Annotated in this window: 15 protein-coding genes; all 15 read left to right on the top strand. The window is 69.0% G+C overall.

From position 1 onward, the window contains the following. Positions 1–9: 9 nt before the first annotated feature. The 15 genes from L2U69_RS00560 (at position 10) to L2U69_RS00490 (ending at position 15,181) form a co-directional block, all read left to right on the top strand. A complete protein-coding gene (locus L2U69_RS00560) occupies positions 10–405 on the top strand; it encodes a DUF4112 domain-containing protein (protein WP_236104400.1) in 396 nt (131 codons plus the stop codon). Between the two features lie 79 nt (positions 406–484). Further along, positions 485–1,234, top strand: a complete 750-nt coding sequence (locus L2U69_RS00555) for a SapC family protein (RefSeq protein ID WP_236104399.1) — start codon at positions 485–487, stop codon at positions 1,232–1,234. An 89-nt stretch (positions 1,235–1,323) separates the two neighbouring features. After that, the gene (locus L2U69_RS00550; RefSeq protein WP_236104398.1) at positions 1,324–2,448 is read left to right on the top strand and encodes a CobW family GTP-binding protein; all 1,125 of its coding nucleotides are present in this window, start codon (positions 1,324–1,326) and stop codon (positions 2,446–2,448) included. 88 nt (positions 2,449–2,536) lie between these two features. Then, complete coding sequence (locus L2U69_RS00545; RefSeq protein WP_236104397.1) at positions 2,537–3,313, top strand: hypothetical protein; 777 nt, start codon at positions 2,537–2,539, stop codon at positions 3,311–3,313. Further along, entirely contained in the window at positions 3,300–5,435 is a 2,136-nt protein-coding gene (locus L2U69_RS00540) for a CHASE2 domain-containing protein (RefSeq protein ID WP_236104396.1), read from the top strand. Before L2U69_RS00545 ends, L2U69_RS00540 begins: the two co-directional genes overlap by 14 nt. A 124-nt stretch (positions 5,436–5,559) precedes the next feature. Then, a complete protein-coding gene (locus tag L2U69_RS00535; RefSeq protein ID WP_236104395.1) occupies positions 5,560–6,087 on the top strand; it encodes an arsenate reductase ArsC in 528 nt (175 codons plus the stop codon). Beyond that, the gene (gene arsC, locus L2U69_RS00530) at positions 6,087–6,515 is read left to right on the top strand and encodes an arsenate reductase (glutaredoxin) (protein ID WP_268967196.1); all 429 of its coding nucleotides are present in this window, start codon (positions 6,087–6,089) and stop codon (positions 6,513–6,515) included. Before L2U69_RS00535 ends, arsC begins: the two co-directional genes overlap by 1 nt. 9 nt (positions 6,516–6,524) lie before the next feature. Beyond that, positions 6,525–7,550 carry an ACR3 family arsenite efflux transporter gene (arsB, locus tag L2U69_RS00525; protein ID WP_236104394.1) on the top strand — a complete coding sequence of 342 codons (1,026 nt, stop codon included), beginning with the start codon at positions 6,525–6,527 and terminating at the stop codon, positions 7,548–7,550. 68 nt (positions 7,551–7,618) lie between these two features. Next, a complete protein-coding gene (locus L2U69_RS00520; protein ID WP_236104393.1) occupies positions 7,619–7,936 on the top strand; it encodes an ArsR/SmtB family transcription factor in 318 nt (105 codons plus the stop codon). A 52-nt stretch (positions 7,937–7,988) separates the two neighbouring features. Further along, positions 7,989–9,302: an FAD-dependent oxidoreductase gene (locus L2U69_RS00515; RefSeq protein ID WP_236104392.1), complete on the top strand. Its 1,314-nt coding sequence runs from the start codon at positions 7,989–7,991 to the stop codon at positions 9,300–9,302. Continuing rightward, positions 9,302–10,522, top strand: coding sequence for an MFS transporter (locus L2U69_RS00510; RefSeq protein WP_236104391.1), 1,221 nt, complete (start codon positions 9,302–9,304; stop codon positions 10,520–10,522). The genes L2U69_RS00515 and L2U69_RS00510 overlap by 1 nt, the downstream gene beginning before the upstream one ends. Positions 10,523–10,592: 70 nt before the next feature. Beyond that, entirely contained in the window at positions 10,593–11,210 is a 618-nt protein-coding gene (locus L2U69_RS00505; protein ID WP_236104390.1) for a TetR/AcrR family transcriptional regulator, read from the top strand. 2 nt (positions 11,211–11,212) lie between these two features. Further along, positions 11,213–13,108, top strand: a complete 1,896-nt coding sequence (locus L2U69_RS00500) for an acyl-CoA synthetase (RefSeq protein WP_236104389.1) — start codon at positions 11,213–11,215, stop codon at positions 13,106–13,108. Continuing rightward, positions 13,105–14,217: a VOC family protein gene (locus L2U69_RS00495; protein WP_236104388.1), complete on the top strand. Its 1,113-nt coding sequence runs from the start codon at positions 13,105–13,107 to the stop codon at positions 14,215–14,217. The genes L2U69_RS00500 and L2U69_RS00495 overlap by 4 nt, the downstream gene beginning before the upstream one ends. A gap of 10 nt (positions 14,218–14,227) precedes the next feature. Next, complete coding sequence (locus L2U69_RS00490) at positions 14,228–15,181, top strand: fumarylacetoacetate hydrolase family protein (RefSeq protein ID WP_236104387.1); 954 nt, start codon at positions 14,228–14,230, stop codon at positions 15,179–15,181. Positions 15,182–15,187: the final 6 nt, after the last annotated feature.

The following is a 15,187-nucleotide window of genomic DNA, read 5'->3' as shown; positions in this document are numbered from 1 at the left end:
AACGCCGCCATGACGGACCGCGACCCCGCCACGCTCGCCCGCCATCTGCGGCGGCTGGATGGGCTTGCCCGGCTGTTGGAGGCGCGGTGGATGCTGCCGATCGTGCGCAGGCCCATCGGCCTCGATGCCATGATCGGGCTGCTGCCGGTGGCGGGCGATCTGGTCACGGCGGTCATATCCCTCGGCTTCGTGGTGGAAGGCTGGCGACTCGGGGTGCGGCGGCGCACCCTGCTGCGCATGACCGGCATCGTCGGGGCCGACGTGCTGATCGGCCTGCTGCCGCTGGTCGGCGACTATGCCGACGTGCTCTTTCGCGCCAACAGCCGCAACATGGCCCTGATCCGGCGCGATCTGGCCCGGGAGCACCCTGAACTGGGGCGCGATCCGGCCTCCGGCGAAGATTGAACCTCGCCCAACAGGCGCCCCGCACCTATAGTGGCGCCGCCCGGAGCGGGCGGATCCTGCAACAGAACAGAGACGAGACGTGACCGAACAAGCCAAGCCGGCCCCCACCCTTCCCCTGTTCTATTCCAAGCCCGAGGTGCTGAACCCCGGCGCCCACGGCAATCTGCGGGTGAAGGCGCCCGAGCATCTGAAATTCGCCGCCAAGTCCAACGCCATCCCGATCGTGGCCGAGGAATTCCTGGATTGCGCCGGCGCCTATCCCATCGTCTTCACGCAAGGGGCGCAGCCCTCGACCGTGGCGATCGTCGGCCTTCGGGACAACGAGAACCTCTTCCTCGACCTCAAGGGCCGCTGGCTGCCCGGCGTGCCGGTGCCCGCCTATGTCCGGCGCTATCCCTTCATCTTCCTGGAACTGCCGGAACAGGACCGCCTGACCCTGTGCATCGACCGCGCCGCCGCCAATCTGGCGGAGGGCGGGACCGCCGGCCAGGCGCTGTTCGAGAACGGCGAGGCGACGGAATTCGCCAAGACCTCGCTTGCCTTCTGCGAAGCGTTCCAGAAGCAGCTGGTCGCCACCCGCGCCTTCGGCGAAGCCCTGGTCCAGCACGATCTGCTGACCCCGCGCAACATCGACCTGAACGACCGCAAGGGCCGGCGCTTCTCCATGAGCGGCTTCCAGGTGGTCGACGAACAGAAGTTCCGCGACCTGCCCGATGAAATCGTGCTGGATTGGACCAAGCGCGGCTTCATCACCGCGATCGTCGCCCATTTCATCTCGCTGCGCCGCTGGCCCATGCTGGTGGAGCGTCTGCAGTCGCGCCTCGGCTGACGCGGAATCCCGGACAGGGGCGGGTTGACAGGGGCGGGTTGACAGGGGCGGGTTGATCGCCGGTAAAATGTGATATTATAACATTCACCATGACCGACCTGCCCCCGCTTTCCGGCACCGAGAGTGCCGGCCTCCCCGTCACCCTGCTGACCGGCTTTCTCGGCAGCGGCAAGACGACCGTGCTGAACGGCCTGCTGGCCCATCCCGGCATGGCGCGCACCGCCGTGATCATCAATGAATTCGGCGAGATCGGCCTCGACCATCAACTGGTCGCCAGCGCCAAGGACGAGATGATCCTGCTGAAGTCGGGCTGCCTGTGCTGCACCGTGAAGGGCGATCTGATCGACGCCCTGCGCCGCCTGTTCCTGCAACGGGTCAGGGGCGACGTGCCGGAATTCGACCGGGTGGTGATCGAGACCACGGGGCTGGCCGATCCGGCCCCCATCATCCACACATTGATGGCCGATCCCCTGGTCGCCGCGCGCTATCGCCTGGACGGCGTGGTGACCACGGTCGATGCCGCCAATGCCATGGCCACCCTGGACGCCCATGAGGAAGCGGTGAAACAGGTCGCCATGGCCGACCGCATCCTGCTGACCAAGACCGATCTCGCCGATGCCGAAGCCCGGGCGGCGCTCGAAGCCCGGCTGCATGCCCTTAACCCGGCCGCCCGCGTGCTGCCCGTGGTGGCCGGCGCCGTCGATCCCGGCGCCCTGACCGGCCTCGGCCTGTTCGATCCCGAGACCAAGAGTGCCGACGTGCGCCGCTGGCTCCGGGCCGAGGCCTATGACGGCCCGGATCACGATCGTGGCCATCATCACGATCACGACCACCATCATCATCACGACGTCAATCGCCACGACGACCGCATCGAAGCCTTCTGCTTCACCGTCGACCGGCCCATCGATCCCTTCGCCTTCGAATCCTGGCTGAACGTGCTGACCAGTTTCCGGGGGCCCAATCTGCTGCGCATCAAGGGCATCGTGAATCTGGCGGGGCACGAGCGGCCGGTGGCGATCCATGGGGTGCAGGAGCTGTTCCACCCGGCGGTCGAACTGCCCGCCTGGCCGAGCGAGGACCGGCGCAGCCGCATCGTCTTCATCACCCGCGATCTCGACCGCGCGGTGATCGCCGAGACCTTCGCCGCCTTCACCGATGCGGCGCCGATCGGCGGCGACGACCCGCGCTTCGGCGGCCTCAGCAGCACTCGGTGACCGCCATCACAGCCTTGCATCGCCGGTCGTCCTATCGTCCACTCGTGTCGCCGCCCGGTGTGCGGCGCCTTTTGATTGGAAGGCTGTCATGATTGAACTCGAGCAGATGACCGGACACGAACATGGTTCGGGCCGGCGATTCGGCCCGGCGTTCGCCACCTTGGCCGGTGCGACCGTGGCGCTGGCGCTGATGGGCGCCGCGAGTCAGGTCGCCCGTGCCCAGGCCCCCCTCGCCCATCTCGGCACCAATGCCATCGCCGTGGTGGAGGATGTCGCGGCGCCGGCCAGCGGGCTGCAGTTCATGGATTTCGTCTTCGCCGGCCAGTCGATCGACCTCGGCGCCGACGGCCGCCTCACCGTCTCCTACCTGTCGGGCTGCCGCAGCGAGACCATCACCGGCGGCACCGTGCAATTCTCGCCCAATGGCGCGCGCGCGGTCGGCGGCACGGTCAGCGCGACCGAAGCGCCGAACTGCGAAACGACGATGGCCCGGATCGACGCCGACGCGACGGAGGCCGGGGCGGTCGCCGTGCGCGGCACCGGCAGCCCGTTCGGCGGCGAGGCCGAAGAGGACCGGGTGATCCGCTCCCCCGCGCCGGCCTTCCGCTGGCTGGCCGGCGGCGCGGCGGAAGTCCGCATCTACAACATCGGCCGGGTGCCGGCCCAGCTCGTCTGGTCGGGCCAGGGCGCCGCGGGCCATGTCGAATATCCGGCCGACGCCCCGCCGCTCGACGCCAATGTGCCCTATCGGGTCGAAGTCCGCTCGGGCGGGGCCGTGATCGGCCTGGCGCGCTTCTCGGTCGACCCGACGCTGGCGGTGCCGGACACGCTGGCCAACCGCCTGGTGCCGATTGCCAAGCCCTGAGGGGCAAGGAAAGGATCGCGGATCCGGCGCGGTCTCCCTCTCGCGCATCGGTGTTTCCGGCGCGCTGGCGCTGCTGCTGACCCTGTTCACGGTCGCGGGGCCCTTCGACTTCCTGGGCCGCGCGGGGATCGATTTCCTGATCCCCGCGCGCCATGCCCTGTTCGGGCCGTTGTTCCCGCCCGAAGAGTCCGACGTCGTGCTGGTCGCGATCGACGAGCAGACCTATCACGTCCCGCCCTTCGCCCAGACCCCGAAGGTGGCGTGGACGCCGCAACTGGCCCGCATCCTCGACGCCGCGGTCGGCGCGGGCGCCCGCGCCGTCGGCTTCGACGTGATCTTTCCCGTCACCCTGGACCGGCCCGACCTGCTGCCCGGGCGCGACCGGCCGTTCCTGGTCAGCCTGCGCCGGGCCGCCGATGCCGGCAAGCTGGTGCTGGGCGAGGCGCGCCTGTCGCGCGAGGTGCTGCGCCCCCATGGCGGCCAGCGCCTGGCGGCGCGAGGCGATGCCAACATCCGCCTGCTGAACCTGAAATTCGACGATGACGACGTGGTGCGCACCTATATCGCGCGATACGCCCTCGAAGGGGGCGTGGGGAGCGTCACCTCCTTCGGGACCGAGCTTGCCGCCCGGGCCGGCCATGCGGTGCCGGACGAGGATTTCCTGATCAATTTCAACACCGGGCCCGGCGACGTGCCGACCTACAGCCTGGCCGATATTGCCGCCTGCATCGAGGCGGACGACACGGATTACCTGAAGGGTGCCTTCGCCGGCAAGATCGTGCTGATCGGCGAAGTGCTCGACATCGAGGACCGTTTCCGCGCCGCCAAACGCTATGCCCTGACCGAGGGCGACAACAGCCGCGATCCCGAACGCTGCCGGATCGCCGCCGAGCCCGAACGCTTCCGCCCGCTGGGCCAGCGCTCGTCGATGCCCGGGGTGCTGATCCATGCCGCCGCGATCAATACGGTGACCAAGGACCTGTGGCTGCGCCCCCTGCCGATCGGGCTGGCCGCCGGCCTCTGCCTGCTTTGGTTCCTGATGCTGGATGTCGCCTTCTTCCGGCTGCGCCCGGCGGTCGGGGCGCTGGCGGGCGCCGGGGCCGCCGGCCTGCTGTTCGCCGGATCGGTGCTGGCCTTTGCCGCCGGCCATGTCGTGCCGATCCTGCCCATGGGCATCGGCGCCCTGGTGCTCTTCGCCGCGATCTATGCCTATCGCTTCGTGATCGAGGACGGCGGGCGCCGGCGCATCCATCACGCCTTCCGCCATTATCTGGCCCCCGCCCTGGTCGATCGCCTGGCGGAGGATCCGGCGGCACTGCGCCTCGGGGGTGAGCGGCGCCATGTCACCGTCTTCTTCTCCGACATGGTCGGCTTCACCTCGCTGAGCGAACGTCTGGCGGCGGAACCGGAACGCTTCGTCGACGTGGTGAACCAATATCTGACCGTGCTGACCAAGGCGATCGAGCGGCGCGAAGGCTATATCGACAAATTCATCGGCGATGCCGTGATGGCGATCTGGGGCGCCCCCCTGTCGCAGGAAGAGGCCGAGACCCTGGCGGCCGAGGCCGCGCTGGAGGCCCAGGCGACGCTGGCCGAGTTCAACCGCGCCGTGGTGGTGCCGGGTTTCGGCCTGAAGCCCCTCGGCACCCGCATCGGCATCGCCACGGGCGAGGCCATCGTCGGCAACATGGGCTCGCGGACACGGCTCAACTACACCGTGACCGGCGACGTGGTGAACCTCGCCTCGCGGCTCGAGAGCGCCAATAATCACTACGGCACCAGCATCATCGTCAGCGGCCCGACGGCGGAACGCCTGGGCGCCGGTTTCGTGCTCCGCCCGCTGGACCGGCTGGTGGTCAAGGGCAAGTCGCGTCCGGTGCCGATCTTCGAACTGATCGGCCGGCGCGACGGCGTCGACCCCGCACGGCTTGCCGCTCTCGCGGCCTTCGAGCGCGGCCTCGACGCCTATCTGGCGCGGGATTTCGCCATGGCCGCCGACATCTTCGCGCCCCTGGCCGCGACCGATCCGGTCGCCGCCCTCTACGAAGCCCGCGCCCGCGCCTTCATGGCCACCCCCCCGCCCGAGGATTGGGACGGCCGCCACGTGCTCGAGACGAAATAGGCGGGCGTCGGCCCGGGTCTCGGCCGGAGCGCATATTTTATTTCTATTATTCTAGACATATGATATTAACGGGTTCCGTCCTCGCTGCCGAGGCGCTCCCGTTCCTCCGCCACAAGAGGCCGCCATGTCATATGAAACCCGGAACGTGCTGTTCCTCTGCACGGGGAATTCGGCCCGCTCGATCATGGCGGAAGCGATTCTCGCGCGGGACGGCGCGGGGCGCTTCCGCGCCTTTTCCGCCGGCAGCATGCCGAAGGGCGAGGTCAATCCGCTGGCGCTTCACGTGCTCGAAAGCTACGAATATCCGGCCGTCGGCCTGCGCTCCAAGTCATGGTCGGAATTCGCGGTGGAGGGTGCACCGGTCATGGATTTCGTCTTTACCGTCTGCGACAACGCCGCCGGCGAGGTCTGCCCGATCTGGCCCGGCCAGCCGATGACCGCCCATTGGGGCATCGACGATCCCGCCGCCGCGACCGGCACCGACCTGGAGCGCGAGCGCGCCTTCGTCACCGCCTTCCGCCACCTGCGCAACCGGATCACGGCCTTCACGGCGCTGCCCCTGGCGAGCCTGGACCGCCTCAGCCTGACGGCAAGGCTGCGCGCGATCGGCGAGGGCGAAGGATCGACGACGGCCCCGGCGAAGAGCGCCTGATGGTGGATGTCGTCATCTATCACAACCCGGCCTGCGGCACGTCGCGCAACACGCTGGCGCTGATCCGGCATTGCGGTGTCGAACCCCATGTCGTCGAATATCTGAAATCACCGCCCAGCCGTATCATGGTCCGCAACCTGGTGGCGCGCATGGGCGTGCCGCTTCGGGACGTTCTCAGGCGCAAGGGCACGCCTTTCGACGAACTCGGGCTGGACGATCCCGATCTCGACGACGACGCCCTGCTCGACGCCGTGGCGGCCCACCCGATCCTCCTGAACCGGCCGATCGTGGTGAGCCCCCTGGGGGTCCGACTGTGCCGCCCGTCCGAGACCGTTCTCGACCTTCTGCCGCCGCCGGGACCCGGCATGTTCCGCAAGGAGGACGGCGAGGTCATATTGGATGCCGATGGTCGGCGCGTTTCTGCCTGAGAGGTTTCCATGTCCGTGTTCGAGCGTTACCTGACCCTCTGGGTCGCCCTCTGCATCGTCGCCGGCATCGCGCTCGGCCATGTCATGCCGGGTGTCTTCCATATGATCGGCGCGGCGGAGATCGCGCGCGTCAACCTGCCGGTCGCCGTGCTGATCTGGCTGATGATCGTGCCCATGCTGGTGAAGATCGATTTCGCCGCCCTCGGCCAGGTGACGCGGCACTGGCGCGGCATCGGCGTCACCCTCTTCGTCAATTGGGCGGTGAAGCCCTTTTCGATGGCCTTCCTCGGCTGGCTGTTCATCGGCTTCCTGTTCCGCGACCTGCTGCCGGCCGACCAGATCGAGAGCTACATTGCAGGTCTCATCATCCTGGCGGCGGCGCCCTGCACCGCCATGGTCTTCATCTGGTCCAGCCTGACCAAGGGGGAGCCGGTCTTCACCCTGTCCCAGGTGGCGCTGAACGACGTGATCATGATCGTCGCCTTCGCCCCGATCGTCGCCTTCCTCCTCGGGCTTTCGGCCATCACCGTGCCCTGGGACACGCTGGTTCTCTCGGTCGCCCTCTATATCGTGGTGCCGGTGATCGCGGCACAGGTGCTGCGCCGGGGCCTGCTGGCCCGGGGCGGCGGCGCCCTCGACCGTTTCCTCGCGGTCGTGCAGCCGCTCTCGCTCGTCGCGCTGCTGGCGACGCTCGTGCTGCTGTTCGGCTTTCAGGGCGAACAGATCCTGGCCCAGCCCCTGGTCATCGCCCTGCTGGCGGTGCCGATCCTGATCCAGGTCTATTTCAATTCGGGCCTCGCCTATCTGCTGAACCGGATGGCCGGGGAAGCCCATTGCGTCGCCGGGCCCTCGGCGCTGATCGGGGCATCCAACTTCTTCGAACTGGCGGTCGCCGCCGCCATCAGCCTGTTCGGCTTCCAGTCGGGTGCGGCGCTTGCCACCGTGGTCGGCGTGCTGATCGAAGTGCCCGTCATGCTCAGCGTCGTCGCCCTGGTGAACCGCAGCAAGCATTGGTACGAGGCCGGACGGGCTTGAAGCCATTATTTCGATTTTTTTCGAAATAATGGCTTGACCGAACCGATGGCGGGGCGGATCATATTTCCATGAATACGGAAATAATCGCCCCGCAGCTCGAGGCCCTGGGCAATGCCCGCCGCCTCGACCTCTATCGCCATCTGGTGCGGGCCGGCGCCGCCGGCCTGCCCGTCGGCAGCCTTCAGGAACGCCTGAACATTCCGGCCTCGACCCTGTCGCACCATCTGAAGCGTCTGGTGTCGACGGGGCTCGTGACCCAGGAACGGCAGTCGACGGTGCTCATCTGCCGTGCCCATTATCCCGCGATGAATGCCCTCGTCGGCTTCCTGACGGACGAATGCTGCGCCGACGAAGGCCGCTGCGACACGCGCGAGAGCGCCGCATGAACGGGCGCGAATTTTCGTTTTCATAATTTCCATTATGCCGGAAGGACCGAAGATGACGAATTTCGCCGAACTCCCCGTCGCCGTGATCGGGGCAGGCCCGGTCGGTCTCGCCGCCGCGTCGCATCTCGTCGAACGCGGGCTGACGCCGCTCGTCTTCGAGGCCGGGCCCGCCGTGGGCCATGCCGTCCGCGACTGGGGCCACGTCCGCCTGTTCTCGCCCTGGCGATTCAACGTCGACGGTGCCGCGCGCCGGCTGCTCGCCGCCGCCGGCTGGCACGCGCCCGACGCGGATGGCGTGCCGACGGGCCGGGATGTCGTCGAACGCTATCTGGCGCCGCTGGCCGCCCTGCCGGGCATGGCCCCGCACCTGCGGCTGGGGGCGCGGGTCGTGGCGGTGACGCGCCTTGGCCGCGACAAGGCCAGGGACGACGGCCGGGACGCCGCGCCCTTCGCGGTCGTCTGGCGCGACGCCGCCGGGATCGAGCGCCGCAGCCTCGCCCGGGCCGTGATCGACGCCAGCGGCACCTGGACGCGGCCGAACCCGATGGGCGTCGACGGTCTGGCCGTGCCGGGCGAGGCGGCGGCGGCGGACCGCATCGCCCATGGCCTGCCCGATGTTCTCGGCCGTGACCGGGATCGCCATGCCGGGCGCCATGTGCTGGTGGTCGGCGGCGGCCATTCCGCGATCAACGTCGTTCTCGACCTGCTGCGCCTGCGTGAGGAGGTGGCAACGACACGCGTTACCTGGGCGCTGCGTCGGCCGGGGATCGAGCGCCTGCTCGGCGGCGGCCTGAACGATCAATTGCCCGAGCGCGGCAACCTCGGCACCGCCGCTCTCCGTGCCATCGAGACCGGCGCGGTGACGCTTCTCGCCCCCTTCGCGGCGGAAGCCATCGCCCGCGATGGTGACGGGCTGACGGTCGAGGCGCGCCAGGGCGAAACCCCGATCCGGCTCGCGGTCGACCGTATCGTCGTCGCCACCGGCTTTCGGCCGGATCTGTCGCTGGCGCGGGAATTGCGCGTCGCGCTCGATCCCGTCGTGGAGGCGCCGCCGGCGCTGGCCCCGCTGATCGATCCCAATCTTCATTCCTGCGGCACGGTCCCGCCCCATGGCGCGCGCGAACTCGCCCATCCCGAGGCCGGCTTCTATGTCGCCGGCGCCAAATCCTATGGAAGGGCCCCGACCTTCCTGATGGCGACGGGGCACGAACAGGTCCGCTCCATCGTCGCCGAGATCGCGGGCGATCATGCGGCGGCGAGCCGGGTCGAACTGGTGCTGCCCGAAACCGGCGTCTGCAACGGCGGGCCGGCGGCCCCCGTCCGCGACGCGCCCAAGGCGACATCCTGCTGCGGCACGGCGGCGTGATGGCGGCGCCCGACAGTATCGCCCCGCGCCGCGCCTTCGGCTTCATCACCGGCCTCGGCATCGCGCAGATCTGTTCCTGGGGTTCGATCTATTATTCGTTCCCCCAGATCGCCACCGCCATGGAGGCGGACCTCGGCTGGTCGAAGGCCACGCTCTATGGCGCCGCCACCGTGGGCCTGCTGCTGGCGGGCCTTGCCGCCTGGCCGGTCGGCGTCGCCGTCGACCGGGGCCATGGACGGGTGGTGATGAGTCTCGGTTCCCTGCTGGCCGGCGCCCTCTTCCTTCTGTGGTCGCGGATCGACGGTCTCGTCCTCTTCTACGTCGCGATCGCCGGCCTCGGCACCCTTCAGGCGGCGACGCTCTACGAACCCGCCTTCGCCGTGGTGGCCCGGCGCACCGGCGCGCTGGAGGCGCGGGCCGGCATCACCGCCCTGACCCTTTGGGGCGGTTTCGCCTCGACCGTGTTCATTCCGCTGGTGCAATTCCTGCTCGACCGGATCGGCTGGCGCGACACGCTGCTGGTGCTGGGCCTCGTCAACGCCACGATCTGCGCCGGGCTCTATGCCGCCGTCATCGACCGCCGGCTGGATGCGCCGACGCCCCATGCGGCGCGCGGCTCGGCGGCCCCGCCGCGCCCGCGCGTCACGCGGATTCCGGCCTTCTGGGCCCTCGCCTTCGCCTTCACCGCCTATGCCGCCACCTTCTCCGCCTTCACCTTCCATCTCTATCCCCTGCTGGCGGAACAGGGCTTCGATACCGGCGCCACCGTCGCCGCCATGGCGGTGATCGGGCCGGCCCAGGTGGCGGGCCGGATCGCGATCTGGACCCTGGCGCCCCGGGCCTCCGTCCGGCGCATCGGCGCCTTCGTGGTGCCCGTCTTCCCCCTCGCCCTCGGCCTGCTGGCGATGCTGCCGCCCGTCTTCGCCACGGCGGCGCTGGCGGCCGCCCTCTATGGCGCCGCCAACGGCATCATGACCATCGTGCGCGGCATGGCGGTGCCCGAAATGGTGACCCGCGATTCCTATGGCGCCGTCAACGGGTTGCTGGCGGCGCCGGGGCTCGTCGCCCGCGCCCTGGCACCGGCCGGCGCAGCCCTGTTGTGGCACGCGGGCGGCAGCTACGGCCCCGTATTGGCCGCCATGATCGCCGGCGCCGCCGTGCTTGCCGTCGCCTTCTGGTTCGCCGCCGGCCTCTCCCGATCCCGGCCCCCCATTGCCTGAATCCCCTTGACTTGGGCCGCATCCGCGCATTATTGAACACATATGTTCAATTAATGACGCGAGAGAACACGTGCACCCTCTGTCCGCTGCCCAGGCCCGCATCCATGACGCCGCCCTTCGCCTGTTCTCCGAACAGGGCAGCGAACAGGTGACCGTGCGCGATCTGGCGCGGGCCGCCGGCATCGCGCGGGGCACGGTCTACAACAATCTTCCCGACCCCGGATCCCTGTTCCAGACCGTGGCCGAGCGCCTGGGCGCGGAAATGCACGAGCGCGTGAACCTCAGCTTCAGCGCGGTCGAGGATCCGGCGGCGCGGCTCGCCAATGGACTCCGCCTGTTCATCCGCCGCGCCCATGACGAACCCCATTGGGGCCGCTTCATCGTCCGCTTCGCCATGACCACGGCGGCGCTGCGCCAGATGTGGGAGGGCTATCCCCTGCGCGACCTCGCCGCCGGTCTCGACGGCGGGCGCTACAGCTTCCGGCCGGAACAGGTGCCCTCGGTCGTCGCCATGATCGCCAGTGTCGGCCTGTCCGGCATGTTCATGGTGCTGGAAGGCCACCGCACCTGGCGCGACGCGGGCGCGGATGCCGCCGAACTGGTACTGCGCGCCATCGGCATCGAGGCGGAAGAGGCACGCCGCATCGCCGCCGCCGACCTGCCGCCCCTGCCCGAACTGCCGGCCTGACCATGCCCGACGTCCGCACCCTCGCCGACATCCATGCGATCGAGCGCGTGCCCCTTTCGGACCGTGCGATCCCGCCGACCACCTATGCCATGCTGGCGGCGGGCGCCCGGCTTTCGCCCGACGCCCCCGCGTTGTCGTTCTTCGCGCGCACCCGGGATTTCGCGAAACCCCGCGTGTGGCGCTTCCGCGACCTGATGCGCGACGTGAACCGCGCCGCCAACATGTTCCGCCGCCTCGGCATCGGGCGCGGCGACGTCGTCGCCTTCGTGCTGCCCAACCTGCCCGAGACCCATCTGACCATCTGGGGCGGGGAAGCCGCGGGCATCGTCTTCGCCGTCAATCCCCTGCTGGAAGCGGCGCAGATCGCCGACCTGCTGAAGGCCGGCCGTGCCCGATGGCTGGTCACGCTGGCACCGACGCCGGGCACCGACCTGTGGCGGAAGGCCAGCACCGCCGCCGCCGAGGTGCCGGGCCTGCGCGGTATCCTGGCGGTCGGCATGGGGCCCCATATCCCGGGCACCGCCGGCCTGATGCTGCGCGCCACGCACCGCCTTCGCCCGCCGACGGCTGCCGTGCCGGTGCTGGATTTCGGCCGCGAACTGGCACGGGAGCGGGGGGATGCCCTGAATTTCGAGCCGCCGGGGCCCGGCGACATCTCATCCTATTTCTGCACCGGCGGCACCACGGGCCTGCCCAAGATCGCGCGCCGCACGCATTTTTCGGAGAGTTTCGACGCCTGGGCCATGACCAGCTTCGTCGACGCCGGCTTCGCCCCGGGCAAGACCGTGTTCTGCGGCCTGCCGCTGTTCCATGTGAACGGCCAGCTCGTCACCGGCCTCGCCCCCTGGTCGCGCGGCGCCCATGTCGTCATGGGCACGCCCCAGGGCTATCGGGGCGAGGGGGTGATCAAGACCTTCTGGAAACTGGTCGCGCATTATCGCCTGAACGCCTTTTCGGGCGTGCCCACGGTCTATTCCGCGCTGCTTCAGGTGCCGGTCGACGGCGACGACATATCCAGCCTCGATTTCGCGCTCTGCGGCGCGGCGCCCATGCCGGTCGAATTGTTCCGCGCCTTTCAGGAACGCACCGGCGTCCGCATCCTCGAAGGTTACGGCCTGACCGAGGGCGCCTGTGCCTCCGCCTGCAACCCGCCGGGGGCGCCGGCCCGCGTGGGCTCCATCGGCATCCGCTATCCCTATCAGGACATGCGCGTGCTGATTCTGGGCGACGACGGCAGCGTCATCCGCGAAGCCGCGACCGACGAGGCCGGTGTCCTCGCGATCGAAGGGCCGAACGTCTTCGCCGGCTATCTCGACCCCGCCCACGACAAGGGGCTCTGGATCGAGCATGACGGGCGGCGCTGGCTCAATACCGGCGATCTCGCGCGCCAGGATGCGGATGGTTACTTCTGGCTGACCGGCCGCAAGAAGGAATTGATCATCCGGGGCGGCCACAACATCGACCCCAAGGTGATCGAGGAAGCCCTGCACCTGCATCCCGCCGTCGCGCTGGCCGCCGCCATCGGCCGGCCGGATGCCCATGCCGGCGAGGTGCCGGTCGCCTATGTCCAGTTGAAGGCCGGCGCCGCCGCCCCCGACCTGCTGGACTTCGCGACCGGCCATATCCCCGAGCGCGCGGCCTGGCCGAAGGCGGTCCATGTCGTCGAGACCATGCCTACCACCGGCGTCGGCAAGATCTTCAAACCCGCCCTGGCGATGCGCGAGATCGAGGATGTGGTGCGCCGGGAGGCCGCCGATGCCGGAATTGCGCTGGCTACGCTCGCCGTGGTGCAGGACGCGCGTCGCGGGCTGCTGGCAAGGATCGACGCAGGGCCCGATGCCGGCGCCCTGAAGACCGCCCTCGGGCGCTATGCCTTCGCGACGGAGTTCGCCGCATGACCCGCTTCAGCCCGCGCGCGGCCCAGCCCCTGGTCAGGATCGCCGACATCGCCTATCTGCGCTTCGGCCGCCGCGACCTCGAGCGTGCCACGCGTTATTTCCGGGATTTCGGCCTGACCGTCGTCGCCCGGTCGGCGGACACGGTCCATTTCCGGGGCGTGATGCCGCAGCATCATTGCCTGATCGTCGAACGCGCGCCCCATGACGGCTTTTTGGCGCTTGGGCTACGCGCCGCGAGCGCCGATGATCTTGCGACTCTTGCGGCCGCTCATGGCGCCGAGGTTCTGGAGAATCCGGGTCCCGGCGGCGGGCATCTGGTGCGCCTGACCGATCCCTCCGGCTTTCCGGTCGAGGTCGTGCATGGTCTCGCCGATCTGCCGCCCCTGCCCCATCGCAGGCCGCGCGTCTGGAATTTCCCGGGCGACAAGCGGCGGGTGAACGCGCCCCAGCCCGCCATCCCCGAGCCCGCCGAGGTCTTCCGCCTGGGTCATGTGGTGATGCAGCGTCAGGAATTCGCGCGGAACGCCAATTGGTACGTCGAGACCTTCGGCCTGATCGCCAGCGACGTCGAGGTGCTGCCCAGGAGCCACGAGCCGGTGCTGGCCTTCCTGCGCTGCGACCGGGGCGCCGATCCCGCCGATCACCATACGGTGGTCATCGCCGCCGGCCCGCGCGATCACTACGACCATGCCGCCTTCGAGACACTGGATCTCGATGCGGTGGCGCTGGGCGGGGAATATCTGCTGCGCCGGGGCTGGGTGCAGAACTGGGGCGTGGGGCGTCACATCCTGGGGTCCCAGGTCTTCGACTATCACTTCGATCCCGCCGGCTTCGCGGTCGAGCATTACGCCGACGGCGACGTTCTAGATGCCGATTATCCGACCCGCTATCACGTCACGGGCAAGGAGAGCATCTATCAATGGGGCCCCGAAATGCCGAGGCATTTCATCGATGCCCGGCCGACGCCCGCCCTGATCGCGGCGATCCTGCGGGGCTTGCGCGACCGCGCCGATTTCAGCCTGAAGCGCCTCGCCGCCATCAAGAAAGCCTTCGACGTACCCCCCCGGCCCTGGGCCGGCAAGACCATCCGCAAGCCAAAGGCGGGTTGAGGAGACAGCAATGGCCACCAATCTCGTCCGTTTCGCCAAGGACGGTGCGACCGCCTGGGGCGTCGCCCTGCCCGGCGGCATCAGCCCGCTGTCCGGCACCTATGCGACGACCGCCGACCTGATCGCGAATGGCGAAGCCGACTGGCGCCAGGCAAGGACCGTCGCACCCGGCGTGGATTTCACCGCCGTCGAGTTGCTGTCGCCGGTGACGGCGCCGGCGCGCCTGCTGTGCCAGGGCGCCAACTACCGCCAGCACATGATCGAATCCGGCGTGAACCCGGACGACAAAGTCTTCAACATGTTCTTCGAGAAATCGGACTGCAGTTTGAACGCCCCCATGGGCAAGGTCGCGCGCCCCGCCCATGTCCGCCTGCTGGACTATGAGATCGAACTGGCCCTGGTGTTTCGGGCGGCGATCACCGGCCCGGTGACGGTGACCGAAAGCAATCTGGCGGATTACGTCTTCGGGCTCGTCATCGCCAACGACGTCTCTGCCCGCGACGTGCAATTGCCCCAGATGCAATTCTTCAAGGGTAAGAGCTATCGCGGCTTCTGCCCGGTCGGGCCCCATCTGGCGGTTCTGGAGCGCGAGGAATTCCGCTATCTCGACCACCTCTCGCTGACGCTGGCGGTCAATGGCGAGATCCGCCAGCAGGACGAGACCGCCAATCTGGTGTTCAAGCCCGCCGAGACGATCACCGAACTGTCGACCTTCAGCGACGTCGCACCGGGCGATCTGCTGCTGACCGGCACGCCGTCGGGCTGTGCGCTGCGCGTGCCGCCGCCCCTGGTGCGCAAGCTCACCCAATTGCTGCTGCCCGAGAAGAAGCTCTGGGCCACCTTCGGCAGGATGCAGGCCAGGCGCCCGCAATACCTGAAGCCCGGCGACGTGGTGACCGCCAGCATCGCCAGCGCCGACAGGGTGGTCGATCTGGGCGAACAGCGCGTGACCATCACCGCCTGAACAAGA

Origin of the sequence: Zavarzinia marina (assembly GCF_021568905.1) — a bacterium.
GTDB lineage: Bacteria > Pseudomonadota > Alphaproteobacteria > Zavarziniales > Zavarziniaceae > Zavarzinia > Zavarzinia marina.
The sequence above is the reverse complement of the archived record's forward strand: the minus strand, read 5'-3'. Positions and strand labels throughout refer to the sequence as shown.

Bases quoted from the DNA above. Each gene is read 5' to 3' on its own strand.
- arsC (WP_268967196.1), top strand. From the start codon at position 6,087: ATGGTGGATGTCGTCATCTATCACAACCCGGCCTGCGGCACGTCGCGC.
- L2U69_RS00495 (WP_236104388.1), top strand. From the start codon at position 13,105: ATGACCCGCTTCAGCCCGCGCGCGGCCCAGCCCCTGGTCAGGATCGCC.
- L2U69_RS00535 (WP_236104395.1), top strand. From the start codon at position 5,560: ATGTCATATGAAACCCGGAACGTGCTGTTCCTCTGCACGGGGAATTCG.
- L2U69_RS00520 (WP_236104393.1), top strand. From the start codon at position 7,619: ATGAATACGGAAATAATCGCCCCGCAGCTCGAGGCCCTGGGCAATGCC.
- L2U69_RS00515 (WP_236104392.1), top strand. From the start codon at position 7,989: ATGACGAATTTCGCCGAACTCCCCGTCGCCGTGATCGGGGCAGGCCCG.
- L2U69_RS00500 (WP_236104389.1), top strand. From the start codon at position 11,213: ATGCCCGACGTCCGCACCCTCGCCGACATCCATGCGATCGAGCGCGTG.
- L2U69_RS00550 (WP_236104398.1), top strand. From the start codon at position 1,324: ATGACCGACCTGCCCCCGCTTTCCGGCACCGAGAGTGCCGGCCTCCCC.
- L2U69_RS00560 (WP_236104400.1), top strand. From the start codon at position 10: ATGACGGACCGCGACCCCGCCACGCTCGCCCGCCATCTGCGGCGGCTG.
- L2U69_RS00490 (WP_236104387.1), top strand. From the start codon at position 14,228: ATGGCCACCAATCTCGTCCGTTTCGCCAAGGACGGTGCGACCGCCTGG.
- L2U69_RS00510 (WP_236104391.1), top strand. From the start codon at position 9,302: ATGGCGGCGCCCGACAGTATCGCCCCGCGCCGCGCCTTCGGCTTCATC.
- L2U69_RS00545 (WP_236104397.1), top strand. From the start codon at position 2,537: ATGATTGAACTCGAGCAGATGACCGGACACGAACATGGTTCGGGCCGG.
- arsB (WP_236104394.1), top strand. From the start codon at position 6,525: ATGTCCGTGTTCGAGCGTTACCTGACCCTCTGGGTCGCCCTCTGCATC.